Source organism: Niveibacterium sp. 24ML (genome assembly GCF_026586805.1).
Taxonomy (GTDB): Bacteria; Pseudomonadota; Gammaproteobacteria; order Burkholderiales; family Rhodocyclaceae; genus Niveibacterium.
On sequence record NZ_JAPFHA010000004.1, the window covers coordinates 173523 to 200049 of the forward strand.

Annotated in this window: 30 protein-coding genes and 1 pseudogene; 16 read left to right on the forward strand and 15 right to left on the reverse strand. The window is 64.7% G+C overall.

Going from position 1 to position 26527, the window contains the following annotated elements:
• Window positions 1-5: 5 nt before the first annotated feature.
• The gene (locus OPU71_RS05160) at window positions 6-512 is read left to right on the forward strand and encodes a hypothetical protein (RefSeq protein ID WP_267725770.1); all 507 of its coding nucleotides are present in this window, start codon (window positions 6-8) and stop codon (window positions 510-512) included.
• Window positions 513-648: 136 nt separating this feature from the next.
• On the opposite strand, the gene OPU71_RS05165 is transcribed toward OPU71_RS05160, so the two are convergent.
• The 4 genes from OPU71_RS05165 to OPU71_RS05180 all read right to left on the reverse strand — a co-directional run bounded on the left by OPU71_RS05165 (window position 649) and on the right by OPU71_RS05180 (window position 4302).
• A complete protein-coding gene (locus OPU71_RS05165) occupies window positions 649-789 on the reverse strand; it encodes a hypothetical protein (RefSeq protein ID WP_267725774.1) in 141 nt (46 codons plus the stop codon).
• A 302-nt stretch (window positions 790-1091) separates the two neighbouring features.
• On the reverse strand, window positions 1092-1838 hold the full coding sequence (locus OPU71_RS05170) for a sulfurtransferase (RefSeq protein WP_267725777.1): 747 nt from the start codon (window positions 1836-1838) through the stop codon (window positions 1092-1094).
• Between the two features lie 18 nt (window positions 1839-1856).
• Window positions 1857-3668 carry a GspE/PulE family protein gene (locus OPU71_RS05175; RefSeq protein ID WP_267725780.1) on the reverse strand — a complete coding sequence of 604 codons (1812 nt, stop codon included), beginning with the start codon at window positions 3666-3668 and terminating at the stop codon, window positions 1857-1859.
• A 94-nt stretch (window positions 3669-3762) separates the two neighbouring features.
• Window positions 3763-4302, reverse strand: coding sequence for a GNAT family N-acetyltransferase (locus tag OPU71_RS05180; protein ID WP_267725784.1), 540 nt, complete (start codon window positions 4300-4302; stop codon window positions 3763-3765).
• Window positions 4303-4577: 275 nt separating this feature from the next.
• Here OPU71_RS05180 and OPU71_RS05185 point away from each other — a divergent pair, with 275 nt between their 5' ends.
• Together OPU71_RS05185 and OPU71_RS05190 are read left to right on the forward strand one after the other, a co-directional pair.
• The gene (locus OPU71_RS05185; protein ID WP_267725787.1) at window positions 4578-5897 is read left to right on the forward strand and encodes a threonine/serine ThrE exporter family protein; all 1320 of its coding nucleotides are present in this window, start codon (window positions 4578-4580) and stop codon (window positions 5895-5897) included.
• 120 nt (window positions 5898-6017) lie between these two features.
• On the forward strand, window positions 6018-7247 hold the full coding sequence (locus tag OPU71_RS05190) for a GGDEF domain-containing protein (RefSeq protein ID WP_267725790.1): 1230 nt from the start codon (window positions 6018-6020) through the stop codon (window positions 7245-7247).
• 217 nt (window positions 7248-7464) lie between these two features.
• On the opposite strand, the gene OPU71_RS05195 is transcribed toward OPU71_RS05190, so the two are convergent.
• From OPU71_RS05195 to OPU71_RS05235, 10 genes and pseudogenes are all read right to left on the reverse strand, one after another.
• Window positions 7465-7668: a hypothetical protein gene (locus OPU71_RS05195; protein ID WP_267725794.1), complete on the reverse strand. Its 204-nt coding sequence runs from the start codon at window positions 7666-7668 to the stop codon at window positions 7465-7467.
• A 184-nt stretch (window positions 7669-7852) separates the two neighbouring features.
• Window positions 7853-8068, reverse strand: coding sequence for a hypothetical protein (locus OPU71_RS05200; protein ID WP_267725797.1), 216 nt, complete (start codon window positions 8066-8068; stop codon window positions 7853-7855).
• 149 nt (window positions 8069-8217) lie between these two features.
• Complete coding sequence (locus OPU71_RS05205; protein ID WP_267725800.1) at window positions 8218-9384, reverse strand: DUF3426 domain-containing protein; 1167 nt, start codon at window positions 9382-9384, stop codon at window positions 8218-8220.
• A gap of 237 nt (window positions 9385-9621) precedes the next feature.
• Window positions 9622-9720: pseudogene (locus OPU71_RS21320) on the reverse strand (MJ0042-type zinc finger domain-containing protein); the annotation flags it as partial.
• Window positions 9720-10604 carry a 50S ribosomal protein L11 methyltransferase gene (prmA, locus tag OPU71_RS05210; protein WP_267725803.1) on the reverse strand — a complete coding sequence of 295 codons (885 nt, stop codon included), beginning with the start codon at window positions 10602-10604 and terminating at the stop codon, window positions 9720-9722. The pseudogene OPU71_RS21320 and the gene prmA, both read right to left, overlap by 1 nt.
• Before the next feature lie 10 nt (window positions 10605-10614).
• Window positions 10615-11961: an acetyl-CoA carboxylase biotin carboxylase subunit gene (gene accC / locus OPU71_RS05215; RefSeq protein WP_267725806.1), complete on the reverse strand. Its 1347-nt coding sequence runs from the start codon at window positions 11959-11961 to the stop codon at window positions 10615-10617.
• A 67-nt stretch (window positions 11962-12028) separates the two neighbouring features.
• Window positions 12029-12484, reverse strand: coding sequence for an acetyl-CoA carboxylase biotin carboxyl carrier protein (gene accB / locus OPU71_RS05220; RefSeq protein ID WP_267725809.1), 456 nt, complete (start codon window positions 12482-12484; stop codon window positions 12029-12031).
• Between the two features lie 60 nt (window positions 12485-12544).
• Window positions 12545-13036, reverse strand: coding sequence for a type II 3-dehydroquinate dehydratase (gene aroQ, locus OPU71_RS05225; protein WP_267725812.1), 492 nt, complete (start codon window positions 13034-13036; stop codon window positions 12545-12547).
• 141 nt (window positions 13037-13177) lie between these two features.
• Window positions 13178-13726 carry a TlpA family protein disulfide reductase gene (locus tag OPU71_RS05230; protein WP_267725815.1) on the reverse strand — a complete coding sequence of 183 codons (549 nt, stop codon included), beginning with the start codon at window positions 13724-13726 and terminating at the stop codon, window positions 13178-13180.
• 4 nt (window positions 13727-13730) lie between these two features.
• Window positions 13731-14336, reverse strand: coding sequence for a hypothetical protein (locus tag OPU71_RS05235; protein WP_267725818.1), 606 nt, complete (start codon window positions 14334-14336; stop codon window positions 13731-13733).
• An 87-nt stretch (window positions 14337-14423) separates the two neighbouring features.
• Here OPU71_RS05235 and mpl point away from each other — a divergent pair, with 87 nt between their 5' ends.
• From mpl to OPU71_RS05270, 7 genes are all read left to right on the forward strand, one after another.
• Entirely contained in the window at window positions 14424-15773 is a 1350-nt protein-coding gene (mpl, locus tag OPU71_RS05240) for a UDP-N-acetylmuramate:L-alanyl-gamma-D-glutamyl-meso-diaminopimelate ligase (RefSeq protein WP_267725822.1), read from the forward strand.
• 351 nt (window positions 15774-16124) lie between these two features.
• Window positions 16125-16940, forward strand: a complete 816-nt coding sequence (coxB, locus tag OPU71_RS05245; RefSeq protein WP_267725824.1) for a cytochrome c oxidase subunit II — start codon at window positions 16125-16127, stop codon at window positions 16938-16940.
• Between the two features lie 31 nt (window positions 16941-16971).
• Window positions 16972-18552, forward strand: a complete 1581-nt coding sequence (ctaD, locus tag OPU71_RS05250) for a cytochrome c oxidase subunit I (protein ID WP_267725827.1) — start codon at window positions 16972-16974, stop codon at window positions 18550-18552.
• Window positions 18553-18563: 11 nt separating this feature from the next.
• Window positions 18564-18677: a cytochrome oxidase small assembly protein gene (locus tag OPU71_RS05255; protein WP_267725830.1), complete on the forward strand. Its 114-nt coding sequence runs from the start codon at window positions 18564-18566 to the stop codon at window positions 18675-18677.
• Window positions 18674-19237: a cytochrome c oxidase assembly protein gene (locus OPU71_RS05260; protein WP_267725834.1), complete on the forward strand. Its 564-nt coding sequence runs from the start codon at window positions 18674-18676 to the stop codon at window positions 19235-19237. Before OPU71_RS05255 ends, OPU71_RS05260 begins: the two co-directional genes overlap by 4 nt.
• On the forward strand, window positions 19234-19437 hold the full coding sequence (locus OPU71_RS05265) for a DUF2970 domain-containing protein (protein WP_267725837.1): 204 nt from the start codon (window positions 19234-19236) through the stop codon (window positions 19435-19437). Before OPU71_RS05260 ends, OPU71_RS05265 begins: the two co-directional genes overlap by 4 nt.
• 41 nt (window positions 19438-19478) lie before the next feature.
• Window positions 19479-20327 (forward strand): cytochrome c oxidase subunit 3, encoded by an 849-nt coding sequence (locus OPU71_RS05270; RefSeq protein WP_267725840.1) that lies wholly within the window; start codon window positions 19479-19481, stop codon window positions 20325-20327.
• Between the two features lie 35 nt (window positions 20328-20362).
• Here OPU71_RS05270 and OPU71_RS05275 read toward each other — a convergent pair whose 3' ends face one another.
• A complete protein-coding gene (locus OPU71_RS05275) occupies window positions 20363-20557 on the reverse strand; it encodes a twin transmembrane helix small protein (protein WP_267725843.1) in 195 nt (64 codons plus the stop codon).
• Here OPU71_RS05275 and OPU71_RS05280 point away from each other — a divergent pair.
• From OPU71_RS05280 to OPU71_RS05305, 6 genes are all read left to right on the forward strand, one after another.
• A complete protein-coding gene (locus tag OPU71_RS05280) occupies window positions 20556-21329 on the forward strand; it encodes an SURF1 family protein (RefSeq protein ID WP_267725848.1) in 774 nt (257 codons plus the stop codon). The two genes, OPU71_RS05275 and OPU71_RS05280, sit on opposite strands and share 2 nt — an antisense overlap.
• Window positions 21319-21855: an SCO family protein gene (locus tag OPU71_RS05285; RefSeq protein WP_267725851.1), complete on the forward strand. Its 537-nt coding sequence runs from the start codon at window positions 21319-21321 to the stop codon at window positions 21853-21855. The genes OPU71_RS05280 and OPU71_RS05285 overlap by 11 nt, the downstream gene beginning before the upstream one ends.
• A 3-nt stretch (window positions 21856-21858) precedes the next feature.
• Window positions 21859-22869 (forward strand): COX15/CtaA family protein, encoded by a 1011-nt coding sequence (locus tag OPU71_RS05290; protein WP_267725855.1) that lies wholly within the window; start codon window positions 21859-21861, stop codon window positions 22867-22869.
• Complete coding sequence (gene cyoE, locus OPU71_RS05295) at window positions 22850-23746, forward strand: heme o synthase (RefSeq protein ID WP_267725860.1); 897 nt, start codon at window positions 22850-22852, stop codon at window positions 23744-23746. Before OPU71_RS05290 ends, cyoE begins: the two co-directional genes overlap by 20 nt.
• Window positions 23746-24330: an SCO family protein gene (locus OPU71_RS05300; protein WP_267725864.1), complete on the forward strand. Its 585-nt coding sequence runs from the start codon at window positions 23746-23748 to the stop codon at window positions 24328-24330. Before cyoE ends, OPU71_RS05300 begins: the two co-directional genes overlap by 1 nt.
• Before the next feature lie 146 nt (window positions 24331-24476).
• Complete coding sequence (locus OPU71_RS05305; protein WP_267725867.1) at window positions 24477-26525, forward strand: DUF6600 domain-containing protein; 2049 nt, start codon at window positions 24477-24479, stop codon at window positions 26523-26525.
• The last annotated feature ends 2 nt before the right edge of the window (window positions 26526-26527 follow it).

A 26527-nucleotide genomic window follows, 5' to 3' on the forward strand; every position in this document is an offset into this window, starting at 1 on the left:
CGGTCATGGCGCGCCTGATCATCCTGACCGGCGCGCCCAATGCTGGCAAATCGACGGTGGCACGCCTGCTCAAGGCGCAATGCGAGCGCCTTGCCGTCATCGAGGTCGACGACTTGCGCGCCTGCATCGCGTGGATGGATCTGGCCGAGGCGGTGCCGCTCAACCTGATCAACGCCTGCGACGTGGCGAACAACTTCCTCGCGCACGGCCTGGATGTCTTGTTCGTCTATCCACTTTCGGATGCCGATTTCGCCTTCATCCGGCCGCGCTTTGCGCCCACGCAAGAAATCTTGAGCCTTGCCTTGTGGTGCGCGCCGGAGCAGAACGCCCAGTGCCGTGGCACGCGCGAGCTCTCAGACTGGGAGCGCGAGCGAATCCGGTGGATGCACGCCGACGGCATGGCGCGACCGCGCTTTGCACAGATCGTGGATACCACGCACATCAGCGCGCAGACCGTCGCGGATGAGGTGATCCGGATTTGCGGCCTGAACGCGAGGCCTGCATCGACCTGAGCCGTCGGTGTGTGGCTTCTTGCAGACCTGGCGCGCTTCAGTAAACGGGTGGCAAGAGGGCTTGTCTGATCAAAAAAGGGGGGCCGTGACACGGCCCCCTTTTGCTTGCATGCCCCGCCTCGGCCGACGGGGTCGCTCAGCCCACAAACAAGGCGGCGAAGAAGAAGGCAAAACCGGCCATCAGCACACCATTGATGGTGGTGTCGACCTTTCCGGGTTTGGGAATCCACGACGGCAGATCCGCATGGTCATACGGCTCGCTGGGCTTGAGGTTCATGATGTTGCACTCCATGGGCAACGCGGCCGCTCCGGTTTTGCACGCAAAGGCTCACCCGGCCGCTTGATAGGTCATCAGCAGGTTCTCCTGGGAATGGGGGGTGGTATGCGCAGTCACGTCGCCGGATTGTGTCCGGCGCAAGAACGCACGTGATGGGCTGAAGGGCGCTTCGAGCATGGCGCAGCGGGCGAGCGCCCGTGCGATTGAAGCGGAAAAAAACGTCGTCAGCCAGTACCGGAAGTATAGAAAGCGGACATGGATTCGCTACCCATTTGTCGCCGAATCGCGACAATTTTGCCGCGTCAGCTTTGTGCGTTTTTCACTTGCAAGTGCGGGTCGAGCGCCTCGCGTTCATCGAACACGAAACAGGTGCCGTGGTAGTGCCGCGCGTCGGTCTCTTCGAAGTATTTGAGGATGCCGCCTTCGAGTTGATAGACGTGGTCGAGGCCCAGTTCGCGCATGTAGATCGCAGCCTTCTCGCAGCGGATGCCGCCGGTGCAGAAACTCACCACGGTCTTGCCTTCCAGCTCGTTGCGGTGTGCTGCCACCGCGGCCGGGAACTCGGTGAACTTGGTGATCCGCCAGTCGATCGCCTTGTCGAAAGTGCCGAAGTCCACTTCAAAGCCGTTGCGGGTGTCGAGTGTGACCACCGGGCGGCCGTCGTCGTCCACGCCCGCATCCAGCCAGCGTTGTAGCGTGGCGGCATCCACAGCCGGCGCGCGGCCCTTGGCGGGGCGGATGGTCGGGTGGTTCATGCGGATGATTTCGCGCTTGATCTTCACCCGCAGGTAGCGGAATGGCACGGTATCCGAGCCGCTTTCCTTCACTTCAAGGCCGGCGAAACGCGCGTCGGCGCAGAGTGCATCGAGAAAGCCGCGCACCGATTCGGGCGCGCCGGCGAGGAACAGGTTGATGCCTTCCTCTGCCAGCAGGATCGTGCCCTTGAGTGCACGTTCGCTGGCCTCGGCCAGCAGGCGCGCCCGCAGCGCGTCCAGATCATCGAGCGGGACGAAGCGATAGGCGGCAATGTTCAGGATCGGGTGGTTCATCGGCGGGATGATACCGACTCAGCCCTCGTTCGCCTGCGGCGCCACCTTCAGCACTTCGTCCAGCGTCGTCACGCCGCTGGCGATCTTGATTGCGCCGGATACCCGCAGTGGGCGCATGCCGTCGCGGTAGGCTTGTTCGCGCAGCGCGGCGATGTCTGCGTCGCGGGTGATGAGTTTGCGCAGCGCGGGGTTCATCAGCAGGATCTCGTAGAGCCCCATGCGGCCGGTGTAACCGGTCATGCGGCATTCGAGGCAGCCGACCGGGCGATGGATCTGCGGCGGCCGGTTGGCGCGGAAGGGGGCGACGAGCGCATCCCACAGCTCCCCTTCGTCGTCTTGCATCGGTGAGGCTTGTTTGCAGTGCGGGCAAAGGGTGCGGGCGAGGCGTTGGGCCATCACGCCGAGCAGCGTGGCGCTCAGCAGGTAGGGCGGCACGCCGAGATCCAGCATGCGGGTGATCGCCGCGGGGGCGTCGTTGGTGTGCAGGGTGGAGAGCACGAGGTGGCCGGTGAGCGCGGCCTGGATCGCCATCTCGGCGGTTTCCAGATCGCGGATCTCGCCGATCATGATGATGTCCGGGTCTTGCCGCAGCAGCGCACGCACGCCGTCGGCAAAGCCCAGGTCGATCGAACCTTGCACCTGCATCTGGTTGAAGGCGGGTTCGACCATCTCGATCGGGTCTTCGATGGTGCACACATTCACTTCGGGCGTGGCGAGGTGTTTGAGCGTGGAGTAGAGCGTGGTGGTCTTGCCGGAGCCGGTTGGCCCGGTGACCAGGATGATGCCGTTGGGCTGACGCACCATCGCGTTCCAGCGCGTCTGGTCATCATCGCCAAAGCCCAGTTCGGAGAAATTTCGCACCAGCACTTCCGGGTCGAAGATCCGCATCACCAGCTTTTCGCCAAACGCCGTCGGCAGGGTGGAGAGGCGTAATTCGATTTCCAGCCCCTGCGGCGTGCGGGTCTTGATGCGGCCATCCTGCGGGCGGCGCTTCTCGATCACGTCCATGCGGCCTAGGAGCTTGATCCGGCTGGTCATCGCGCTGAGTACCGACATCGGCAGCTGATAGACCTGATGCAGCACGCCGTCGATGCGAAAGCGCACCAGCCCGATCTCGCGCCGGGGCTCGATGTGGATGTCCGACGCGCGCTGCTCGAAGGCGTACTGCCAGAGCCAGTCGACGATGTGCACGATGTGCTGTTCGTTGGCATCGAACTGACGGTTGGTTTTGCCCAGCTCAACCAGTTGCTCGAAGCTCGCAATGCCGGCCGCGCCGCCAGTGGTGCTGGCGTTCTTGACCGAGCGCGCGAGGTTGTAGAACTCGACCTGGAAGCGTTCGATATCCAGCGGGTTGGCGAGCACGCAGCGGATTTCCTTGCGCAGGATCGGCTGAAGCTCCTTCTCCCACTCGCGCTGGAAGGGCTCGGCGGTGGCGATCACCACCTCGCGCGCCGTCACCTGCACCGGCAGTACGCGGCGTCGCGTCGCGTAGGCGTTCGACATGACGCTGGTAATCGCCGAGAAATCGATCTTGAGTGGATCGATGTGCATGTAGGGCATGCCTAGCGCGCCGGCGAGCCACTCGGTCAGCGTTTCGAGATCGAGCAGCTTGTTCGGCGCCCGCCGCGATTTCCAGTTCATCCCCGCCACCACCACCAGCGGGTGCTGTTGTTGGCGTGCGCTGCGCTCTGCATGCAGCGCCTCCGCTTCGGATGCGTCGATGTGGCCATCCGCGGTCAGCAGGCTCAGCACCTTGCCAAGTGTCAGTCGCCCCTCCTTTGAGCTGGCGGCACGACGGTCGGGGGTGGATGCGGGGGGCGTTGCGGTCATTGCTTGGCGTTCAGAAAGGCGATCAGGCGCCTAGTCTGCCTCAACTGCATCGAGTGGGGGCGGCTATCGCTGAGGCGCGCAGGCGTTCAAGCGCTCAGGCCGGGCGTAGCACAGTGCTGGCGTGCCCGGCGTAGACGCGGTCGATGGTGCGCTCGCCGCGAATGGATGAAGCTACCTCGCCCGCGAGGACGAAGCCGAGTTCTTCAAGCAGGCTTTGCGAGCGCAAGTTCCGCGTGTCGGCCACCGCGCGCAGGCTGACGACGGCGCGCTCTCGCCAGAGCCAATCGACCATGGCGCGGACGGCGGTAATGCCGATGCCGCGTCCCCAGAATGCAGGGGCGATCAGATAGGCCAGCTCGGCTTCGTAATCGCGCATGACTGTGGCCTGGACAATGCCGGCCACCGTGTTCTCCTGAGGCAGCACAACGGCCCAGTTGAGCCACTCTTCATCCAGCCGGGCGGGGGCGCCGGCTGCCAGCCTTGCAAACCATGCGGCCAGTTCAGCCTTTGAGGCGGGCGCTTCAATCGGCACGAAGGCGTACAGGGCCTCGGTCTGGGCGTGCGGCCAGAAGGCCTCGGCGTGCAAGGCCGTGAGCGGGGCAAGTTCAAGGGCGGCGGCGCGGTCAGTCGGCATGGGCGCAAGGGGTGAAACTGCGATGCAATTGGTACCGCAAGTTGGCGCCCGGCGCCAGTGGCGAGTGATCTCCGTGGCGCGGGCGCTGTGCGGCACGCATTGTCGCGATTGCGTCCGCCTTGCGATTCGGGCGTGAAGCTTGCTCAAGGAAACGAGGCTGGCGCCTGCTTGATGTGATCGGGAGGCGGTGGATGCTGCTTCGGCTAGGATCTGCACTCAGTGACACCGGTTGCACCCGGCCCGCGCCGAACGCGCGCGCCATGTCGAGGTAAGGAATGACCACCGCTTCAAGCAATACGCCCGATATCGGATCCGGTATCGACGCAAGCGCCGCCATGCGCTTCCTGCTGCTCGCCGCACGGCTGCTGCTCGAATACAACATGCGATCCGAACTCTTGCGGCGCAAGCTCCTGCATGCGGCACATCACCTCGGGGTCGAGGTGCTTGTTTTTGTCAGCTACCGTGGCGTAACGCTGTTTTCGCCGCAAGGGCGCCAGTTTCATGCGCAGGCACCAGAATTGCGCATCAATGTGGCGGTGAGCACACGCGTGAACCGCGTCATCGACGATCTGTGCGAGCGGCGCATCGATCTTCCGGCTGCGATTGCGGCGCTGGAATCGGTCGAGCGCACTGCGGGCCGCCACAATCGCTGGCTCCTCGCGCTGATATTTGGTGTCGCCGCCGCCGCGCTTGCGCGCCTGTTGCACGCGGACTGGGGGGCGGTGGCCGTCAGTGGCGTTTCGTCCGGGCTCGGCTTGCTTGCGCGGCAAGCGCTGGCGAAGCGGCATGTCGTGCTGTTTGCGCTGCCTTTCACGGCCGCGCTAATCGGCTCCTTGCTCGGCGGGCTGGTGATCCGTCTGGGCTGGACCGAGACACCCGGCTTCTGTCTCATGGTGCCGGCCCTGATGCTGGTGCCGGGGCCGCACCTGATCAATGGCATGTACGACATGATCGAGAACCACATGCAGACCGGCATCTCCCGCCTTGGTCTGGCCACCGGCATTTTGGTCGGTGCCGCGCTGGGCGTGTTCCTTGGCGGCTGGCTGACGCTTGGGATGAGCACCGTTGCCGCGGTGCCGGCCGCTGACGCGCAGCTCACGCTGCTCACCGACGTGCTGCTCGCCGGTTTGGCGGCTTGCGGCTTCGGGGCGTTCTACAACGAGCCGTGGCGCGTGCTCTGGGTTTCCGTGCTGTGCGGCATGGTTGGTCATGGCATTCGCTATGTCGCGATGGAGCACGGTATTGCGCAGGAGATCGCAACGCTGTTTGCCTGCCTCGCCATTGGCGGCATGGCCAACGTGGCGGTCGATCGGCTTCGCGTGCCCTTTGCGGCCGTGGCTTTTGCCGGGGCGGTTCCGATGATGCCGGGGGTATTCATCTACCAGGGCATCGCCGGCGCGATGCAGATCGCCCGCGAGGGTTCTCATGCGGATGCGGCGCTGTTGGCCGGTACCTTCGCGTGCTTCTTCAAGGCGGTTTTCATCGTCGGTGCGATGGGGCTCGGGCTGCTGATCGGCGCGCGAATGGCAGGTCTGCTCAGGCGCCCAAGGCCGAGTGATTCATCACAATCAGACACCGTCTGTCGAAAAATCTGACGAATTTGGCAGACGTGAGGCATCTCGGGGGTTAGCATGCATTTGCGTGCCGACTCGTCGCGCCTGTTGCCGATCTCGCCGTGACCCCGGCGATGGACGTTGCAACCCGGAGGTGTCCCGATGCTTTTTCACGAACCCACGATGGCCATCATGGCCGCAACGATCCATGGCGTGCTTGCACTGGCGCTTCTGCTGACGATTCGCCGCCGCAGCGAGTTGCCCGGCGGTGGTCTGTTCGCGCTGGGCATGGGGCTTGTCGCAGGTGCCTTGGTGCTGCTGGTGGCGGCGATGCTGCTGGGGTTCGCGCCGGGCTTTGTCCTGTTCAACACGCTGGCTGTGATGGGGTTTGTTGCCTTTCTTGAAGGCGTCCGCGCCTTCGAGGGTGGGCGTCCCCGGCATTGGTTGATTCTGCTGCTTGGCGGCATTGCATTTGCCGTCAGCGCCGGTTTTTCGGGAGCCGGCGTGGCAGAGAGCATCCGCGTGAGCGCGGTGTCGTTGATCCTCGTTGTTGTCAGCGGCGCAATTGCCCTGCGGGTGCTGGAGCCCGGCACTGCGGACGAGCAGCCCGCACGTTTGCTGGTCTTGCTTGCTGCCTTGGGTGTTGGGGTGATCTTTTGCGCACGTATCGCATCAGCCTGGATGCCCGGTTTGCTCGAGACGCATGGCGCCCAGACGCGCGCCATTTGCTATGTGGGGGTCAGCGCGATGGCCGTCTTGCTGACGTTGGGCTTCGTGCTGTGGTCCAACTTGCGGCTGGCGTCTCAACTGGCCAGGCTGGCCCGGATCGATGATCTCACCGGCTTCGCCAACCGCCTGTCGCTGACCGAATGTCTCGCCCGGCAGCATGCCCGGGCGCAGCGCAATGGCAAGTCCTACAGTCTGGTGATCCTGAATATCGACCGCTTCGAATCGATTGACGGCGGCTTTGGAACCGTCACCGGTGATCGCGTCATTGCGGAGGTGGCGCGCCGCATCCTGGCAGAAGTCCGCGCCGACGATGTGTGCGCAAGGTTTACCGCCGACGAGTTCTGCATCCTGTTGCCGGACAGCAGCCGTGGCGATGCGCTGCATTTTGCCGAACGGCTTCACCGTGCCATTGGCGCCGCGCCGGTCGAACTGGCCGATGGTTCGATCGCCATCAGCGCCAGCATTGGTGTGGCCGACAGCGAAGAGGGGCTGCGCCCGCATGAAACCGTGCGCCGCGCGGATCTTGCGCTCGCCGCAGCGCGTCAGCAGGGCGGCAATCGCGTTGTGCGCTGGCTGCCGCCGATCGAGGTGCCGCAAATGTCGGCGATGGGGTTTGATAGCGGCCCGCTGACGAGCTTCCTCAGAAGCGGCTCGGGTGCTTGATTGATCACCTGAGTACCATCTGGCCGGCAGTGCGCGAGTGGGCCATGGATGCCCGCTAGCCGCATCGCGAAAGTGTGCGTGAGGCTGCCGATGATCGCTTGGCGTGGCGCGCAAAACCGTGCCCCAAAAACAAACTGGGCCCAAGGCCCAGTTTGTTTTTTCGCCTGTATCGGCGATTGTCCGGCCGCACATGCGGTGCGACCGGTCTTGGGGGAAATCAGCCTGCCTGGCAGCGCGAACGCATCCACGCCACGGCGACTTCACGCGTTGGCAGTGACTCGGACTTTTCGATCATGCGAACGCGGCCGTTCTTCTGTTCGTGGATCTCGGCAAAGAAACCGTCGTTAGCAGCATAAACACCACCGAAAACGCAGTTGCGGCCGGTACCTGAATCCATCACGTCAAGGGGGAGGGGTGCCATGATTATTGTTCCTTTTTAAACTCTCTGTAGCTTGAATTGTAGTGACAGCTCTGGCAGGCACCAATTCAAGCTTCTGATATTTATATGGTTTTCTTGAATGTGTGCGCCGGGGGAGCTATGCGGCTTGTCGGTGCCTGACCGGCCCGGGCACACATTCGTCATGTTTGGGGTTGGGGGTGTTCGATCAGGCGGCGCTGTGCTTGAACCACGGCCGGCTTTGAATCCAGGCTACCGCGCTTTCTTGCGTCGGCAGCACATCGGACTTGCCAAGGCGGCGGATCGAGCCGTCGCGCTGCTCGTGGATCTCGGCGAAGAAGCCATCGTTCGCGGCATAAACGCCGGCAAAAACGTGGGTCGAGCCATTCGAGACTTCCAGAACTTCCAAGGCGTGTTCGCTCATGTTGATTCTCCTGCAGTAGGTCATGCACTGTGCACTGATTGCTTCTTGTGCACAGCACAAAGACTACAGGGCGAAAAGGCGAGTCACCAATTCAAGCTTGCGATCAGAGCATAAACAGGAATTGGTGCGCCGCCGCAGAACTGAAACACTCAGGGATAGAAGGCGTAGAGCTTGTAGCCGGTGGCGGACTGATTGCCCGCATCCAGATAGATCGTGAACGCGATGTCACTGCCGGCCGTAAAGGCCGACGAACCCTTCAGGTTGGGCGGTAACCACACTTCTGGCGGCAGCGCCCGGCGCACAAGCGCACGATTGAACACGTCGGTCAGCGTGACTTCCAGGTGCGGGTAGGCTTGATCGAAGCCGGCCTTGTTGTGCAAGGTGCCGCTCAGTTCGAATTGGCCTTCACCGTCGCCGCGCGGGTGCAGGTCGGATGCGTCGATGCTGATCTGTGCCGACAGTCGTGGCCAGGGCATTGAGCAACCGATCCGGGCGCAAGCTGCTTCAAACAGCGGGCGTGTGGCCGGCAGTTCGCGCGCAATGTCATGCCGCGCCCAGAGCAGACCCTGGCCTGCGGTGATCAGCAGGAGGGCCGCGACTGCCACCGCCCATGGCCAGCCAGCGGGCTCCGCCTCGTGCGATTTTTCCCAGGCAAACTCGTGCCGTTCGTCAGCCGCTTGCGCGGCGGCTTCGGTGTCCGGCGCGGTGGTTTCGTGTTCAATCAGTTCCGGTTCGTCCGGCGCGGTTTCAGTCTCTGCGCCCACCACTGCGCCTGAGGCCGCCACGTGATCCGGCAAGGGGGAGAATCGGTCGTCTTCAAAGGGTTCGAGCGGTGCATCGGGTGCCGCCCAGATGGGGGCGCGCGAAACGCCGGCGGGCGACGCATACGCGGTCACGAATACCGGCTCGCGTGGGTCCGGGTCGCTAGCAAGCTCTTCGGTTTCGAGTGCTTCCTCAACCACTTCATCCGTGTGGCGGGTTTCGTGCGGCGCGCCATGCCAGTCCGAGGCGGTGAGATCGACTTCGGCTTCGTGAGGAGCAGGCCCCCCGCCGTGGCCGCCCGGAATGTCGCCGGCCATGCGCCAGTCAAAGGTCAGCGCGGTCTCTTCATCCGCGCGTGCAGGGCGGACGAAATCGCTGGTGCTGGGTGAAAGGGGGGCGGGCGCGTGCGAGGGCGGTGCGGGCAGTTCATCTGCATCGAGGTCGAAGTCGAGCGAATACGTCGCCTTGACGGGCGTCGGCTCGAGCTCAGGAATCGGCGGCACCAGCTCGGACGTTGTCCGCATGTTCCAGGTGCTGGTGCGGTGTCCTGCCATTGCCGACTGCACTGCGAACGGCTCTCTGGCAGGCGGCGCGTCGGCGCGCGGCGCTGCCGGTGCCGCTGGGGTTGGCGTGGGCGCTGGCACGGAAACCGGCGCTACACTTGCTGCCGGTGATGTTGGTGCTTGAGCCGGTTGGCTGGTCGGGGGCGCCGTTTCCTGCGTGGCATCCGTTTGCTCCGGGGCCTCTGCCGGGGGGCTGTCGATCAGCGATTCAAGTGCCGAGAACGGGGCCTGGCAGTGTCCGCAACGCACGCGGCCGCCACGCGCCCGCAGTTGTTCGGGCTTGACGCGGAACGCGGTGCCGCAATGCGGGCAGCGCGTCATCAACATCAGCGGCTGCCCTCCAGACGCACCCAGCCTTCGTAAGTTGCACCCACCTTCAGCGTGATGTAAGGCGCATAGGCCGCAATCACCTGCTCGGCCTGCGGTTCAAGCACGCCCGAGAGCACGAGTTTGCCGCCGTCTGCGACACAGCCCGCAATGGCGGGGGCAAGGACGCACAGCGGGTTGGTGAGGATGTTGGCGATGACCCGGTCGTAGCGCGCCGTGACCGGCGTGCCGCTGTGAACGACCTCGATCTCGACCTGATTGCGCAGCGCGTTCTCGCGCGTGCTTTCGAGCGCGCGTTCGTCGATGTCGATGCCGACGACTTTGCCTGCGCCGACCTTGGCCGCCGCAATCGCAAGAATGCCGGAGCCGCAGCCGTAGTCGAGCACGCTGCTGCCGGGCGCGATGTTGTCGAGTACCCACTGCAGGCAAAGGCGTGTCGTCGGATGCGAGCCGGTGCCAAATGCCAGGCCGGGGTCCATCTCGATGTTAATTGCAGCAGGGTCGGGGGCGACGTGCCACGAGGGCACGATCCACAGTCGCGGATCAATCTCGATCGGGTCGAACTGGCTCTGCGTCAAGCGTACCCAGTCCTGCTCGGCGATTTCTTCAACGGTGAATGGCGGTACCGCATCAAGCCCGGCCTGCGCAGCCGCTTCTGCGAGCGCAATTGCGAGTTCAACATCGCGGTCGAACAACGCAATGACGCGGCTGTGTTGCCACAATGGCTGAGCCGGGTGCCCCGGCTCGCCAAATTGCGGTACTTCGGCATCGGTGCCGGCGTCGGCATCGTCGATGGACACCGACAAGGCGCCAGCATCCATCAAGGCCTCGGAGAGTGCCTCGGCCTGTGATTCGTCCGCCTGTACTGCCACCTGCAACCACATGGTCTGATCCTCAGTCCTTCTTCGCGAGCTTCGCTTCAAGGTAGTGAATGCTGGTGCCGCCCCGGACGAAATCACCATCGTGCAGCAATTGCTGGTGCAAGGGGATGTTCGTCTTGATGCCTTCGACCACCATTTCCGAGAGCGCAATACGCAGTCGGCGGATGGCCTGTTCGCGGGTTTCACCGTAGGCAATCACCTTGCCGATCATCGAATCGTAATTCGGCGGTACGGTGTAGCCGTTGTACACATGCGAGTCGACCCGGATGCCGGGGCCGCCCGGCGTGTGCCAGTTCGTGATCTTGCCCGGCGAGGGCGTGAATTTGAAGGGGTCTTCGGCGTTGATGCGGCATTCCATGGCGTGTCCGCGCAAGACCACATCCTTCTGCTTGATGCGCAGATGCTCGCCAAAGGCGACCCGGATCTGTTCCTGGACGATGTCCACGCCGGTGATCATTTCGGTGACCGGGTGTTCAACCTGCACCCGGGTGTTCATTTCGATGAAGAAGAACTCACCGTTCTCATAGAGAAACTCGAAGGTGCCCGCGCCGCGGTAACCAATGCGCTTGCAAGCATCGACGCAACGCTGGCCGACCTTTTCGATCGCCTTGCGGTCGATGCCGGGGGCCGGCGCCTCTTCGATCACCTTCTGGTGCCGGCGCTGCATCGAACAGTCGCGCTCGCCCAGATACACGGCGTTGCCATGCTGGTCGGCCAGGACCTGGATTTCCACGTGGCGCGGGTTCTCCAGGTACTTTTCCATGTACACGGTGGCGTTGTTGAAGGCCGCCTGTGCTTCGGTGCGGGTCATCGTGACCGACTGGATCAGCGCGCCTTCCGTGTGCACGACGCGCATGCCGCGCCCGCCACCGCCACCGGCCGCCTTGATGATGACCGGGAATCCGATCGCGCGGGCGATCTTGGTGATTTCCTTCGGGTCGTCCGGCAGTGCGCCGCCGGAGCCGGGTACGCAGGGCACGCCCGCTTCGATCATCGCCTGTTTGGCCGAGACCTTGTCGCCCATCAGGCGGATCGTTTCGGGGCGCGGGCCGATGAAAACGAAGCCGGAATTCTCGACTCGCTCGGCGAAATCGGCGTTCTCGGACAGGAAACCGTAGCCGGGGTGAATCGCTTCGGCGTCGGTGACTTCCGCTGCGGCGATGATGGCCGGAACGTTAAGGTAGCTTTGCATCGATGATGCAGGGCCGATGCAGACCGATTCATCGGCGAGCTTGACGTATTTGGCCGTCGCATCGACTTCAGAATGAACCGCAACCGTGCGGATACCAAGCTCGCGGCAGGCGCGCAGCACGCGCAGCGCGATCTCGCCCCGGTTGGCAATCAGGACTTTTTCAAACATGTGGCGGGCGTCCGTGAAAGGTGTGGAAGGTCGGATGAGGGGGGAGGGCGAGCACGCCCGCAGACCCTTAGCCGATCACGAACAGCGGCTGGCCGTATTCAACCGGCTGGCCGTTTTCAACCAGAATTGCCTTGATCGTACCGGCGGCGTCCGATTCGATCTCGTTCATCAGCTTCATCGCTTCGATGATGCAGAGCGGCTCACCGATCGCGACCGATTGGCCGACTTCGACGAACGACTTCGAGCCGGGGGCGTTGGAGCGGTAGAAGGTCCCGACCATCGGTGATTTGAGAACGTGGCCCTCGGGTTCGGCCGCAGCGGCCGGTGCCGGGCTGGCGCTCACCGAAACGGCCGGCGCGGCCGCCGGGGCGGCCATCTGCACATAGTGCTGGGCCGGGGCAGCCGCCGAGGCCGGGGCGTGCTTGGCGATGCGGACTTTTTCTTCGCCCTCGGTCACTTCCAGCTCCGAGATGCCGGATTCCTGGACGAGGTCGATCAGTTTCTTAAGCTTACGCAGGTCCATTTGTTACTCCCTCTCACGTGGTTGCCGGCCCGCCCTTTGTGTAGGGGAGGCGGTGACGGCTCAATTCTCGCGAATGCGATTCAGTGCGTACTCAAGTGCCAGCGAATAACCCTGGGCGCCCAGCCCACAGATCACGCCGACTGCGATTTCGGAAAAGAACGAGTGATGCCGGAACGGCTCACGGGCATGAATGTTCGACAGATGCACTTCAATGAACGGGATCTGCACCGCAGCAAATGCGTCGCGCAGGGCAACGCTGGTGTGCGTATAGCCGCCCGGGTTGATCAGGATGAAGTCGACCCCTTCGCTGCGAGCCGCCTGAACGCGATCGATCAGGCCGCCTTCGTGGTTGCTCTGGAACGATTCGAGCAGCACGCCTTCTGCACGACAGCGCGCAGACAGCGTTTCGTGGATGTCGGCAAGCGTGGTGCGGCCGTAGACCTCCGGCTCGCGGGTGCCGAGCAGGTTCAGGTTGGGGCCATGCAACACCAGAATCCGGCGTTGCCTTGGCGCTTCAGCCTTGGTTTTCGATTTGCGAGTTGAAGTCGCCATAGACGACAAGTTTGCCGGAAATCGACGAAGATGACTACCGCCGTGGCAGGAATGACAGAAATTCCGCCGAGCCGGCTGCAATTTGATGGCGATGCACGATGACAGCAAGTTCGGCGCTTGGCAAGCGAAGCTCGCAACAAATCACTGCGTGATCAAAGGTTCGATCAGCGCATCCAGCGCTTCATCCTTGAAGGGGCCAAGTTTGGTGTGTTTGACGCTGCCATCGCGACCGATGATCACGGAAAAGGGCAGCCCTTGCGACAGGTTGCCCAGCGCGACGGTGATGTCCACGAATTCCGGCCCGGCGATCAGGAGCGGAAAGCTCAGGCCGCTGGTTTTTGCGTAGGCGCGTATCGCGGCGGGCTCGTCGATGCCAATCCCCACGATCTGCACGCCGCGTGCACCCCACTTCTTCTGGGCGGCGTCCAGCAGCGGCATTTCCTTGCGACACGGTGGGCACCAGGTGGCCCAGAAGTTCACCACGATGACTTTGCCCTGCCATTGCGCAAGCGAGGCCGTCTGGCCGCTGGCTTCGGGGAGTGCCTGGTTCTTCAGGCGACCAAGCGCTGCAGCGTCGATGCGCGCGGGGGGCGCAGCCTGTTCGTCGCGGATCTGGCCGCTCCGCCAGCCGGCGTAGCCTGCGACGGCCGCGACCAGCAGTGTGAGTACGATTGCGATCGTGCGATTCACGGGCTCAGTCTTCTTGTTGCCTGTCGGCAGCGCAAAGCGCTTCGACGGCCGGAAGGCGCGCGCGCTCTGAGCCGTTGCGGCGCGGAATCCGCTCCGCGAAGGGGCCGAAAACGCAGAGTTTGACCGGCACTTCGTCCCAGTCGAACGTCAGTACCGCTTCCGGGGACTCGGGTCCGGGGCGGCGGATTTCGCGGTGCTCGTAATCGACGGCTTCGTTGAGCAGGAAGATCTCGACGTCCTTCGCGCTGTCGGCGAACACATCGATCTCGACCTCCGAGAAGCCGTTGGCACTGCCGTCGAGTACCGCGCCGGTGAGCGCCGGGCGCCAGGGCGCGAGCATGCGCATCACTTCGCAGGCGGTTTCGCGCATGGCCAGGAGGCGTTCTTCGTGTTCATCGTCAGGGTAAAGCGATTGGTACTCGCGCAGCGCGGCGTCAATTTCCGCGTTGTTCGGCATCGCTTCGCCTTCGGTGATGCCCAGTTGCCGCGCGGCCTTGCGTTTGGCGAGTCCGTGGTCGCTGATGCCGTCTTCGGTCATCAGGCGGGCAGCGAGTGCTGCAACGTTCTGGCGAAGCGTGCTGCGGGGAGGTGGGTCGTCGTGCAGGGGCATCGGGCGAGGGGGGGCGGATCGGTCGGATACAATCGAGCCCTATTCTAACCACTCCCCAGCGCGCCTGCCGGCTGCGCACAAGCTTCGATGCACATTCATATTCTTGGTATTTGCGGCACCTTCATGGGGGGCATTGCCCTGCTCGCGCGCGCGGCGGGGCACCGGGTCACCGGTTGCGATGCCAATGTATACCCGCCGATGAGCACGCAGCTTGAGGCTTCTGGTATTGAACTGCTCGAAGGCTACGACCCCGCCCAGCTTGAGTTGGGCGCCGATGCCTACATCGTGGGCAATGCGATTTCGCGCGGCAATCCCTTGCTTGAGGCGATCCTTGACAAGGGGCTGGCGTATAACTCCGGTCCGCAGTGGCTCGCCGAGAACATTCTCCCCGGCAAGTGGGTGCTTGCGGTGGCGGGCACGCACGGCAAGACCACGACGACCGCGATGCTGACCTACCTGCTTGAGTCGGCGGGTTTGAACCCCGGCTTTCTGGTCGGCGGCGTGCCGCAGGATTTTGGTGTGTCTGCCCGGCTCACCGATTCGCCTTTCTTCGTGATCGAGGCGGATGAGTACGACACCGCGTTCTGCGACAAGCGCTCGAAGTTCGTGCACTACCGGCCCCGCACGGCGATCCTGAACAACCTTGAGTTCGACCATGCGGACATCTTTGCCGACCTGGCCGCGATCGAAACGCAGTTTCATCACCTGATGCGCACCATCCCGCGCATGGGGCGCGTGATCGCCAATGGCGCAGAGGAAAGCCTGCAGCGCGTCGTCAAACGCGGTTGCTGGAGCGAGATCGAATGGTTCGAGACGGCTGACGGTTGGCACGCAGCCGAGGGGGCGACGCCGGCCGAAGCGGTGTTCAGCTTCGAAGGCGCGCTCATCGGGCGCGCCGACATGCCGATGGCGGGGGCGCACAACCGCGCCAATGCGGTGGCGGCAATCGCAGCGGCGCGCCATGTGGGCGTGAGGCCGCAGGATTCAATCGCAGCCTTGCCGGGCTTCAAGGGCATCAAGCGGCGGCTGGAGGTGCGGGGCGTGGCGCGTGGGGTAACGGTGTACGACGATTTTGCGCATCACCCGACGGCGATCAAGACCACCGTCGAGGGGCTGCGCCGACGTGAAACGGGCGGACGCATTCTCGCGGTGCTTGAGCCGCGCTCGAACACGATGAAGCTGGGGGCCATGAAGGACAGGCTTGCCGGCAGTCTTGAGCAGGCTGATTTTGTTTTCTGCTATGCCAACAATCTGGGCTGGAGTCCGGCAGAGGCCTTCCTGCCGCTTGGTGAGCGGGCGCGAACCTTTGATTCACTCGACGAACTTGTGCGTGCTGCAGTGCAGTGCGCTGCGCCGGGCGACCACATTCTGGTGATGAGCAACGGGGGGTTCGGCGGCGTGCATCAGAAGTTGCTCGACGGATTGAACGCCGGCTGATCGGCCGCGATGACTGACAAGGCGCCTGCGGGCGCCTTTTTTCTTGCTTGTGCAGCCAAGGCGGCGAGTGCTCTGGCAGTTTGATATTGCGTTGCGACAAGTCACGTTTTGTAACGCATTGATCTGAATCAACATTTGTTGCTGTTGTCGGGCGCGCTGTGGCAACATGAATTTCGGTGGCGGAAGTGCATGCCGGCAGGCATGTGATCTGTGCTCGGGAGTTGGAGTTGCGGCACGCGCAGGTGGGTGGCCGGATACGGTGGCCGATTTGCTGCGGGGCTGTCGTCAGAAGCAGCAATCATTTGTGTGTTTCGGGGACCCATGAGGCATACCACTCGTCCAGCAATTTCAGTGGCGGCCCTTCTCGCCGCACTCCCGGCGTCGGCAAGCGACGCGCGCTACAACCTCCAGACGCCGGTGACCGGCATCGCCGAGCAGATCCATGGCATGCACAGCTGGATGCTGGTGATCTGTCTGGTGATCTTCGTCGGCGTGTTCGGCGTCATGTTCTGGTCGGTGTTCAAGCATCGCAAATCGAAGGGCGCGGTTGCGGCCCACTTCCACGAGAACACTACGGTCGAGATTGCCTGGACGGTCATCCCGGTGCTTATCCTGCTCGGCATGGCCTACCCGGCGACCAAGACGGTGATCGCGATGAAGGACACCTCGAACCCCGACATCACCATCAAGGCCACCGGCTACCAGTGGATGTGGGGCTACGACTACCTCAAGGGTGAGGGCGAGGGCGTGCGCTTTTTTTCGAGCATGTCGACGCCGAGGGAGCAGATCGAGGGCGGGGCCGCCAAGGGTGCACATTACCTGCTTGAGGTGGATAACCCGGTGGTGGTGCCGGTGGGCAAGAAGATCCGCATCCTCACCACCGCGAACGATGTGATCCACGCCTGGTGGGTGCCGGCCTTCGGCGTCAAGCAGGATGCGATCCCTGGCTTCATCCGCGACACCTGGTTCCGCGCCGACAAAGAGGGGGTCTATCGCGGCAACTGCGCCGAGCTGTGCGGCAAGGAGCACGGTTTCATGCCGATCGAGGTGCGCGTGGTGTCGGCCGAGCAGTACGCCGCCTGGGTGGCCGAGCAAAAGAAGCGCATGGCCACGCAGGCCCAACCCGCCGCACCCCAGGCGTCCGCCAGCACGGCCTCGGCCGGTTGAGCGCGCCCGTATCCGAGACAGGAGCCAGAGCATGAGTGCGGTATCTCACAGCCTCGAACACGGTCACCACGCCCATCAGCCAAGCGGCCTGATGCGCTGGATCACGACGACCAACCACAAGGACATCGGCTCGATGTACCTGATCTTCAGCTTCATCATGTTCCTTTCCGGGGGCGTGATGGCGCTGACGATTCGTGCCGAACTGTTTGCGCCGGGGCTGCAGGTGGTGCAGCCGGAATTCTTCAACCAGCTCACGACCATGCATGGGCTGGTGATGGTGTTCGGCGCGATCATGCCGGCCTTTGTCGGCTTCGCGAACTGGCAGATTCCGCTGATGATCGGCGCGAGCGACATGGCCTTCGCGCGCATGAACAACTGGAGTTTCTGGCTGTTGCCGCCGGCCGCGCTGCTGCTGCTCGGCTCATTCTTCGTGCCGGGCGGCGCCACCGCCGCTGGGTGGACGCTCTACGCGCCGCTCTCGGTGCAGATGGGCATGGGCATGGATCTGACGATCTTCGCGGTGCACATCATGGGCATCAGCTCGATCATGGGCGCGATCAACATCGTCGTCACGATTCTGAACATGCGTGCGCCGGGCATGACGCTGATGAAAATGCCGCTGTTCTGCTGGACCTGGCTGATCACTGCCTACCTGCTGATCGCGGTGATGCCGGTGCTGGCCGGCGCGGTAACGATGATCCTCACCGATCGCCACTTCGGCACCAGCTTCTTCAATGCTGCCGGCGGCGGTGACCCGGTGCTCTACCAGCATGTGTTCTGGTTCTTCGGGCATCCCGAGGTCTACATCATGATCCTGCCGGCCTTCGGCATCGTCTCGCAGGTGATCCCGACCTTTGCGCGCAAGCCGCTGTTTGGCTACGCGTCGATGGTCTACGCCACCGCGTCGATCGCGATCCTGTCTTTCACGGTGTGGGCACACCACATGTTCACCACCGGCTTGCCGGCGGCGGGGCAGCTGTTCTTCATGTACGCGACCATGCTGATCGCGGTGCCGACCGGGGTGAAGGTGTTCAACTGGGTCGCGACGATGTGGCGCGGTTCGATGACTTTCGAGACCCCGATGCTGTTCTCGGTTGGCTTTCTCTTCGTGTTCACGATGGGCGGCTTCACCGGGCTGATCTGCGCCATCGCGCCGATCGACATCCAGTTGCAGGACACCTACTACGTGGTTGCCCACTTCCACTACGTGCTGGTGGCCGGCTCGCTGTTTGCGCTGTTTTCCGGCGCCTACTACTGGCTACCGAAGTGGACCGGCCACATGTACGACGAGAAGCTGGGGAAGATCCACTTCTGGTGCTCCATCGTCTTCTTCAACATCACCTTCTTCCCGATGCACTTCCTCGGGCTGGCCGGCATGCCGCGCCGCATCCCCGACTACAACCCGATGTTCGCCGACTTCAACCTGATGGCCAGCATCGGTGCGTTCGGCTTCGGTTTCTCGCAGCTGATCTTCCTGGCGGTGGTCGTCAAGTGCATTCGCGGCGGCGAGCGGGCGGCGGCCAAGCCTTGGGAGGGCGCGGAAGGGCTTGAGTGGACGGTGCCCTCGCCAGCGCCTTACCACACCTTCGAAGAACCCCCGGTCGTCAAGTGAGCGCGGCGGCGATGAAGTCGAACCCGACCCGGGCTAACCGCCGATCAGCCTTGTTGCTGCTATCGGTGGTGCTGGTGTTCTTCTTTGGCGTGATGCTCAAGTACTGGCTGATGAATCAGGTATGAACACCGCCGCCCGTGCGCTCGAGAATCGCCGCCTGCTCGTCCGGCTCGCCATCGCGGCGGTGGGCATGTTCGGCTTCGGGTTCCTGCTGGTGCCCTTCTACAACACGATCTGCGAAGTCACCGGCATCAACCGGCTGATGAAGGCCGATGCCCAGGCGGCCAACACGCAAGTTGATACCGGCCGGCGCCTGACGATCGAGTTTGACGCGAACGCGCACGCCGTGCCCTGGCGCTTTGTGCCGCAGCAAGGCAGCCGCTCGGTGCATCCGGGCGAATTGGTGCGGGTGGACTACGTGCTGGAGAACACGACGGACAAAGCCATTGTCGGGCAGGCGATTCCCAGTTATGGCCCGCAACTGGCCGGGCAGTACGTCAAGAAGCTCGACTGCTTCTGCTTCCAGCAGCAAACGCTGGCGCCGCATGAGCGCCGCGTGATGCCGGTGGTGTTCGTGATCGACCCGAGCCTGCCTGCCGAGGTGAACACCGTGACTTTGTCCTACACCTTCTTCGCCATCGAAGGCGCGGCGCCGGCGCCCGCATCCGGCGGGGCGCAGGGGTGAGTGGAAGCGGGCGGGCGGGATTTCTTGCCACGCTCAAGGCGGTGCTGTGGTCGTTCATCGGGGTGCGCAAGCGGCGTGACTACCAGGACGATGCCGCGTCGCTCAACCCGATTGCGGTGGTCATTGCAGGCTTGTTGTGCGGCGCGATCTTCGTGCTGTTGCTGGTGATGGTCGTGAAGTGGGTGACGGCGTCAGCCTGATTGCGCCGCAAGTCAGAACTGCATCGACAGGGAGGGGCCGCATGAGTGCTGTGCTCGAAAAGTACTTCGTACCTGAACCGTCACGCTTTCCGATTTACGGCTCGGCGGCCTTGCTGCTGATCGGCGCCGGCGGGGCGATGTGGCTCAACCGCGTCGGCAGCGGGCCATGGCTGGTCGCCATCGGATTCGCCACCCTGATCTACATGCTCTTCGGCTGGTTCGGCCAGGTCGTGCGCGAATCGGAAACCGGCAAGTACTCGCAACAGGTGGATAAATCCTTCCGCTGGAGCATGGGCTGGTTCATCTTTTCCGAAGTCATGTTCTTCGCCGCCTTCTTCGGCGTGCTGTTCTACGTGCGCGTGCTGTCGGTGCCGGAACTGGCCGATGGCGCCTCGGCGATGCTGTGGGACGGCTTCGAAAAGAAGTGGCCGTCAGCCGGCCCCTATGTGGAAGAGGCCTTCACGCCGATGGGGGCGTGGGGCATCCCGGCCATCAACACGCTGATCCTGCTCAGCTCGGGCGCCACGCTGACCTGGGCGCACTGGGGCCTGCTCAAGGGCGCGCGCGGGCAACTGATCAAGGGGCTGGTGCTGACCGTGCTGCTGGGCGTGATCTTCCTTGGCCTGCAGGTCTACGAGTATGTGCACGCCTACGATGCCCTGAACCTGAGGCTCACCTCGGGTATCTACGGTTCTACCTTCTTCATGCTCACCGGCTTCCACGGCATGCATGTGACCATCGGCGCGACGATGCTGGCGGTGATCCTGGCGCGCAGCATCAAGGGCCACTTCACCGCCGAGCGCCACTTCGCCTTCGAGGCGGTGGCGTGGTACTGGCACTTCGTCGATGTGGTCTGGCTCTTCCTGTTTATTGTGGTGTATTGGCTGTGACGCCCGCGCAGGCACGCCAAGCCATGACGGGCTGGCTAGAGTTTCCCGTTGATCAGCCCGAAGCGGTGGCTGAGCATCAGGATCAGGAAGAGCGCGATCGACAAGCCCACCCGGATCGAAAGTGCCGTCGCTGTGCGCCGGCCATGGCCGCGATCCTTCAGCAGAAAGCCGAGCGCCGAAGCGAGGCTGCCAAGGATCAGTATCAGGAACACGATCACGACTACGCGCATGGATTCCTCCGCTTCGATTCCGCCGCCGTCTAGCGTGCCGCTTGGCGCTGGCGCTGGCGCGGTGAGGCGGCCGGGGCGTCGCCGCATTGTTGCACTGCTGGCGGGCCTTGTCGCCACCGCCGCTTTCGTGGCGCTCGGCCTGTGGCAGCTTGACCGCGCCGCATTCAAGGCCAGCCTGCTGCTGCGCCATGGCGGCGGTGCGGGGGGGGTGGCGGCGCCGTTGCCGCCTTTGTCCGAAGCGTCGCGCTTCGACGCGCTGCGGGTGACGGTGCGTGGCACCTGGCTGAGTGCGCGGACGGTGTGGATCGATAACCGCACCCACGCCGGTCGCGCCGGCGTGCATCTGCTGACGCCCTTGCAGCTTGCCGACGGCAGCCTGCTGTTCGTCAACCGGGGTTGGGCGCCGATGCCGGGTGACCGCGCGCGCCTGCCCGATCCCCCGCTCACGCAAGGGGAGGTCACGGTCGCGGGCCTTGCGGCGCTGCCGAGCACGCGCGGGTTCTCCTTGGGCGGTGGCGAATCCAGTGCCGATCTATGGCCGCGCATCGAAGCGGCGCGCCTGGCTGCTCATGCCGCGGGTGCGCCCTTTTATCCGCAAGTGCTGGAACTGGAAACCGATCTGGGTGATGGGCTGGTGCGCAGTTGGGCGCCGCCATCGCAAGGGCCGGATCGCCACCGCGCGTATGCCGCGCAGTGGTTCAGCTTCGCCGCGATTGCGGCCGCTTTGACTTTGTACTGGGGCATAAGGAGTGTGCGTCGTGATGCAAGCTGATGCTCGGCGGACCTTGCTGCTCATTGCGGCGGTCTGCATTGCGCCGGTGATCGCCGGTTATCTGCTGTTCTGGTTCTGGAAGCCCGCGGCCGGCGCCAACTATGGCGAATTGCTGCAGCCGGCGCAGTGGCAGCCCGGCCGTCTGGTCGACTACAAGGGCGCGGCGGTCGATCCCGCTGGCCTGCGTGGTCGCTGGCTCATGGTGTATGCCAACCGTGCCGATTGCGATGAGGCATGCCGCAGGGCGCTGTGGACCATGCGCCAGGTGCGCACCGCGCAGGGCAAGGAGATGGACCGCGTCGAGCGTGTCTGGCTGGTGACCGACGCCGCCGCGCCCGATCCGGACTTGCTTGCACAGCACCCCGGCCTGCGCGTGCTCAACGCAAGCGCGCTGGTCGGCGCCGCAGGGCGTATCGAAGTGGTTGACCCGCTTGGCAACCGGATGATGCGCTACCCCGCGCAGCCCGAGCCCAAGCGGATGATCCGCGACTTCCAGCGCATCCTGAAGTACTCGCGCACGGGCTGAACGATGATCCGGAAACTCGCCTTGCTCGCGCTTTGCCTGGCATCCATCGTGATCGTGCTGGGGGCTTACGTGCGACTTGCCGATGCCGGTTTGGGCTGCCCCGACTGGCCCGGCTGCTATGGCCAGCTCAGCCCGCATCACGCCGCCGAGCAGATTGCTGCCGCGGTCGAGCAGGCGCCGCACGGGCCGGTTTCAATGGCCAAGGCGTGGAAGGAAATGGGACACCGCTACCTGGCGGCTTCGCTGGGCTTGCTGATCATCGCAATCGCGTGGCTGGCCTGGCGCACCCGGCGCAGGGGCGAAGTGCCGCTGCTACCGCTTGCCCTGGTAGCGGTGGTGATCTTCCAGGGCCTGCTCGGCAAGTGGACGGTGACGCTGCTGCTCAAACCCGCGATCGTCACCGGCCACCTGATCGGCGGTTTGGCCACGGCGGCCTTGCTGGCCTTGCTGCTGTGGCGCGAGAGCCGGGTGCCGCGTGTCACGGTGCCGCTGGGCGCGGCGCGGCTGGCGCAGGTGGCCTTCGCGCTGCTGGCGGTGCAGATCGTGCTCGGTGGCTGGACCAGCACCAACTACGCCGCGCTGGCCTGTAGCGATCTGCCGACCTGCCAGGGCCAGTGGTGGCCGCCGACCGACTTTGCGAACGCATTTCATGTGGTGCGCGAACTGGGCATGACCGCCGATGGCGACTTGCTCTCGCAGGCCGCGCTCACCGCCATCCACCTGACGCACCGTATCGGCGCCGTGGTCGTCACCGCGGTGGTGCTCCTGCTGGTGGCGGTGCTGCTGCGGCGGCCGGCCACACGCCTGCTCGGCTGCCTGCTCGGCGGCGGATTTTTGCTGCAGATCAGCCTTGGGCTGGCCAATGTCGCGCTCAGCCTGCCCTTGCCGGTGGCGGTGGGGCACAACGCGGGCGCCCTCTTGCTGGTCTTGTTGATGGTGCGGGTGAACTATGTGCTGCGCCCGGTTGCGCAGGCCGTGGTGCTGAGGAGGACGCATGAGAAGCTTGTCGCTTGATTTTGCCGAGCCGCTGGCCGCGCGCCTGCGTGCCTTTCTTGCGCTGACCAAGCCGCGCGTCAATACCTTGATCGTCTTCTGCGCGGTGATCGGCATGTTCCTCGCCGCACCGGTCGGCTTGCCCCAGCTCACGACGGTGATCGCCGCCACCGTCGGTATCGCGCTGGTCGCCGGGGCCGCCGCAGCGGTCAACTGCCTGATCGAACAGAAGGTCGACGCGCTGATGGCCCGCACCCGGGCCCGGCCCTTGCCGCGCGGCGTGCTTTCGCCGATCGAGACGATCGGCTTTTCCGGCCTGCTCGGCGGCATGGGCCTGAGCCTGCTGTGGCACCTGGTCAATCCCCTCACCATGTGGCTCACGCTGGCGACTTTTGTTGGCTACGCGGTGATCTACACCGCCTTGCTCAAGCCCAACACCCCGCAAAACATCGTGATCGGCGGCGCGTCCGGTGCCATGCCGCCGGTCTTGGGCTGGGCCGCGGTAACCGGCGAAGTCTCGGCGGACGCCTGTCTGCTCTTTCTCATCATCTTCGCGTGGACGCCTCCCCATTTCTGGGCGCTGGCGCTTTACCGCACGCAGGAATACGCCCGTGCCGGCCTGCCCATGCTGCCGGTGACGCACGGCGCCGAGTACACCCGGCTGCAAGTGCTGCTCTACACGGTGATCCTGTTCGCCGTCACGCTGCTGCCCTTCGCAACCCGCATGAGCGGCGGCCTCTACCTGGCGGTGGCGGTGCTGCTGGGCGCGGTGTTCATTGCTTATGGCTGGCGTTTGTGGCGCAACTATTCCGACGCATTGGCGCGGCGCACCTTCCGGTACTCGATCCTGTATCTTTCGCTCTTGTTTGCGACCCTGCTGATCGACCACTACCGCTGATGCGACGCCACTTCCTTGTCGTGCTCGCAGCCGCCCTTCTTGGCGGCTGCGGCGTTTCAGACGCCCCCAAATTCCATTCGGTAGACATCACCGGCGCTGACTACGCGCAGGCCCTCAGTCTTACCGATCAGCACGGCAAGACGCGGACCCTGGCTGAGTTCAAGGGCAAGGCTGTTTCGCTGTTCTTTGGCTACACCCAGTGTCCGGATGTCTGCCCCACCAACCTCAGCACCATGGCGCAGGTGGTCAAACTGCTGGGGGCCGATGGCGACAAACTACAGGTGCTGTTCGTCACGGTGGACCCGGAGCGCGACACCCAGCAATTGCTCGCCGAATACATGCCCGCCTTCCACCCCGGATTTCTTGGCTTGCGTGGTGACCCTGCGACGACCGAATCGGTCAAGAAAGCCTTCCGCGTGTTTGCGCAAAAGCAGGGGGATGTGGCGGGCGGCACCTACACGGTCGACCACACCGCCGGCACCTATTTGTACGACCCGCAGGGGCGCTTGCGCCTGTACGTCAGGCATGGCGAAAGCGCCGAGCATATTGCGGCCGATCTCCGCCTGCTGATCGCCGGGAAATAGCCGGCTCACCGACTGTTACAACTCTTCCGCGGCCTTCGTCAGCGGCGCGGTGCCGTGCCGCGTTCTTCCCTGCATGGCTTGCCGATTCCGGCGGGCATGTCTGCGCGCGGCTTGCCCGACCCCGCGCGCTCAGAGAAGGAAGCAGCATGCGCGCGGCACCCAGAATCAACTCGCTCCGGACGTGGCTGCTGTTCTGCGGCGCAATGCTGCTGGCAGCGGCCGCCGGGGCGCAGGAGCCAGATCCGCCCGGGCGCGTTGGCCGCCTCAGTTTCATCGAGGGGCAGACCGAAGCCTGGACTCAGGATTCGAGCGCCTGGTCGCCGATCAGCCTCAACACGCCCATCACCTCCGGGACCGGGCTGTGGACGGCCGCCGACGGCCGTGCCGAAGTGCGGATCGGCAGTACGGCGGTGCGGCTCGATGGCGACACGCAGGCGAACTTCACCCGGATCGACGACCACGGCCTCTTGCTCGAAGTGCCACGCGGCGTTGCGCGGGTGCGCCTGCGCACACTGGCCGACGACGATTCGCTGGTGCTCGCATCCGGCGCCATTCGGGTCGAAGCGCAGCGCGCCGGTGACTATCGGATTGAACATGACCCGGCCGCGCGCCGGGTTGCAGTCACCGTTTACAGCGGCCGCGTGCGGATTGCCGGTGTGGTGGAGCGTCTCACGGTGCTGGCCGGGCAACGGGTGGAGCTCGACCTGGTGAGTGCGCGGCTGATCGCCATGGGTGAGGCGGGGCACAGCGGTTTCGATGATTGGTCTGAGCGGCGCGACCGCGAGCAGGAGAGCGCTATCGCGCATCGCTACGTGTCGCCCGAAATGACCGGCATCGAGGCGCTCGATGCCCACGGGCAGTGGGAAGAAGACCGGCGCTACGGGCCGCTGTGGTACCCGGTGAGTGTGCGGGCTGGCTGGGCGCCCTACCGGTATGGCCGCTGGGCCTGGGTCGCGCCCTGGGGCTGGACCTGGATTGACGATGCGCCCTGGGGCTTCGCGCCCTTTCACTATGGCCGCTGGGTGCAGGTGGGCGTGCGCTGGGCCTGGGCGCCAGGCAGTTATGTTGCGCGGCCCGTCTATGCGCCCGCGCTGGTCGGCTTCTACGGCGGCGGGCCCGGCGTGCGGGTCAGCGTCGGCATCGGGCCGGTGGTTGGCTGGTTCCCGCTGGCGCCCTTCGAGGTCTATCGACCCCATCACCACTGCACCGACACCTACATCCGCCGGGTGAACATCACGCATGTCACGAACATCACGCGGGTGACGCCGCCAACCCCGGGTGGCCTCGATGGCGATTACCCGCGCCGGCCGCAGGACTACCGGTACGGCGGCCGGCGCGATGCCGCGACCTTCATCGCGCATGACGATTTCGTGCGCTCGCGCCCCATCAACGCGGGCTATGACGGCCTGCGCAACGACCACTTGCGAAGCCTTCCGGTGGGCGTGCCGCCCGGGCGTTTTGGCGGGCCGTCCAGACCGGGCATGCCGGTCGCGGGTACGCCGCAGCCGGATGGCCCGCAAGCGCCGGGCGGCGGACGCGGTGCCGGCGGCGCTGACGGGCCATCGCGCCCGCCTGCAATGCCGCAACCGCAACCTCGTTTGCCGGGCGATGAGCGGGGCGATTTCCCGCGTTATCCGATCGGCGCGCGCCCGCAAGCAGCGCCACTGCCGCCCGCAAATTGGCCGGGGCGGGGCGCCAGCGGGATGGAGGGGCGAATCCCGAACGAACGCCCGGTGACTGCGATGCCGACGCCGAGCATTCCGATTGAGCGGGACGTCAGACCGCTGCCCGCGCCGCCGCCCGGCATGGCGCCGGCACGCCCGTCGCCGCAGCCTGCGCCAACGGGGGTGGATCGCCCGAAGCGGGCGCCCGACGGCTGGCGCTTTGGTGGGATGCCGGCGTCGCGTGAGCCGGGCAGTGTGCAGCGGCCGGCGCCGATCCCGATGCCGGCGGAGCCGCCTGCCGACCCGCGCCCGGTGATGCGGGGTTCGCTTGGCCACACGCCGGCGCCCCGGCCGGCGCCACAAGTGCCGGAGCAGCCGCGTCAGCGCAGCGAGCCGGCGGCCGAGCGCCCGGCGCAGCCGATCAGCGTTCCGGCGGCACAAGACGGCAACTCGCGCCGTCTGCACGAACTGGGCCAACGGATGCGCGGCGAACCAGAGCGGCCGCGCCAGCCGGGCCGCCAGATCGAATAGCA

Coding starts and splice junctions, on each gene's coding strand:
- OPU71_RS05195 (WP_267725794.1), bottom strand. CDS start 7,668: ATGGCACCCCTCCCCCTTGACGTGATGGATTCAGGTACCGGCCGCAAC.
- OPU71_RS05160 (WP_267725770.1), top strand. CDS start 6: ATGGCGCGCCTGATCATCCTGACCGGCGCGCCCAATGCTGGCAAATCG.
- OPU71_RS05190 (WP_267725790.1), top strand. CDS start 6,018: ATGCTTTTTCACGAACCCACGATGGCCATCATGGCCGCAACGATCCAT.
- OPU71_RS05205 (WP_267725800.1), bottom strand. CDS start 9,384: ATGGCAGGACACCGCACCAGCACCTGGAACATGCGGACAACGTCCGAG.
- ctaD (WP_267725827.1), top strand. CDS start 16,972: ATGAGTGCGGTATCTCACAGCCTCGAACACGGTCACCACGCCCATCAG.
- OPU71_RS05270 (WP_267725840.1), top strand. CDS start 19,479: ATGAGTGCTGTGCTCGAAAAGTACTTCGTACCTGAACCGTCACGCTTT.
- prmA (WP_267725803.1), bottom strand. CDS start 10,604: ATGTGGTTGCAGGTGGCAGTACAGGCGGACGAATCACAGGCCGAGGCA.
- accB (WP_267725809.1), bottom strand. CDS start 12,484: ATGGACCTGCGTAAGCTTAAGAAACTGATCGACCTCGTCCAGGAATCC.
- OPU71_RS05200 (WP_267725797.1), bottom strand. CDS start 8,068: ATGAGCGAACACGCCTTGGAAGTTCTGGAAGTCTCGAATGGCTCGACC.
- OPU71_RS05180 (WP_267725784.1), bottom strand. CDS start 4,302: ATGCCGACTGACCGCGCCGCCGCCCTTGAACTTGCCCCGCTCACGGCC.
- cyoE (WP_267725860.1), top strand. CDS start 22,850: ATGAGAAGCTTGTCGCTTGATTTTGCCGAGCCGCTGGCCGCGCGCCTG.
- OPU71_RS05255 (WP_267725830.1), top strand. CDS start 18,564: ATGAAGTCGAACCCGACCCGGGCTAACCGCCGATCAGCCTTGTTGCTG.
- OPU71_RS05305 (WP_267725867.1), top strand. CDS start 24,477: ATGCGCGCGGCACCCAGAATCAACTCGCTCCGGACGTGGCTGCTGTTC.
- OPU71_RS05280 (WP_267725848.1), top strand. CDS start 20,556: ATGGATTCCTCCGCTTCGATTCCGCCGCCGTCTAGCGTGCCGCTTGGC.
- OPU71_RS05170 (WP_267725777.1), bottom strand. CDS start 1,838: ATGAACCACCCGATCCTGAACATTGCCGCCTATCGCTTCGTCCCGCTC.
- aroQ (WP_267725812.1), bottom strand. CDS start 13,036: ATGGCGACTTCAACTCGCAAATCGAAAACCAAGGCTGAAGCGCCAAGG.
- OPU71_RS05175 (WP_267725780.1), bottom strand. CDS start 3,668: ATGACCGCAACGCCCCCCGCATCCACCCCCGACCGTCGTGCCGCCAGC.
- OPU71_RS05290 (WP_267725855.1), top strand. CDS start 21,859: ATGATCCGGAAACTCGCCTTGCTCGCGCTTTGCCTGGCATCCATCGTG.
- OPU71_RS05165 (WP_267725774.1), bottom strand. CDS start 789: ATGAACCTCAAGCCCAGCGAGCCGTATGACCATGCGGATCTGCCGTCG.
- OPU71_RS05275 (WP_267725843.1), bottom strand. CDS start 20,557: ATGCGCGTAGTCGTGATCGTGTTCCTGATACTGATCCTTGGCAGCCTC.
- OPU71_RS05185 (WP_267725787.1), top strand. CDS start 4,578: ATGACCACCGCTTCAAGCAATACGCCCGATATCGGATCCGGTATCGAC.
- OPU71_RS05285 (WP_267725851.1), top strand. CDS start 21,319: ATGCAAGCTGATGCTCGGCGGACCTTGCTGCTCATTGCGGCGGTCTGC.
- OPU71_RS05300 (WP_267725864.1), top strand. CDS start 23,746: ATGCGACGCCACTTCCTTGTCGTGCTCGCAGCCGCCCTTCTTGGCGGC.
- accC (WP_267725806.1), bottom strand. CDS start 11,961: ATGTTTGAAAAAGTCCTGATTGCCAACCGGGGCGAGATCGCGCTGCGC.
- OPU71_RS05260 (WP_267725834.1), top strand. CDS start 18,674: ATGAACACCGCCGCCCGTGCGCTCGAGAATCGCCGCCTGCTCGTCCGG.
- OPU71_RS05235 (WP_267725818.1), bottom strand. CDS start 14,336: ATGCCCCTGCACGACGACCCACCTCCCCGCAGCACGCTTCGCCAGAAC.
- mpl (WP_267725822.1), top strand. CDS start 14,424: ATGCACATTCATATTCTTGGTATTTGCGGCACCTTCATGGGGGGCATT.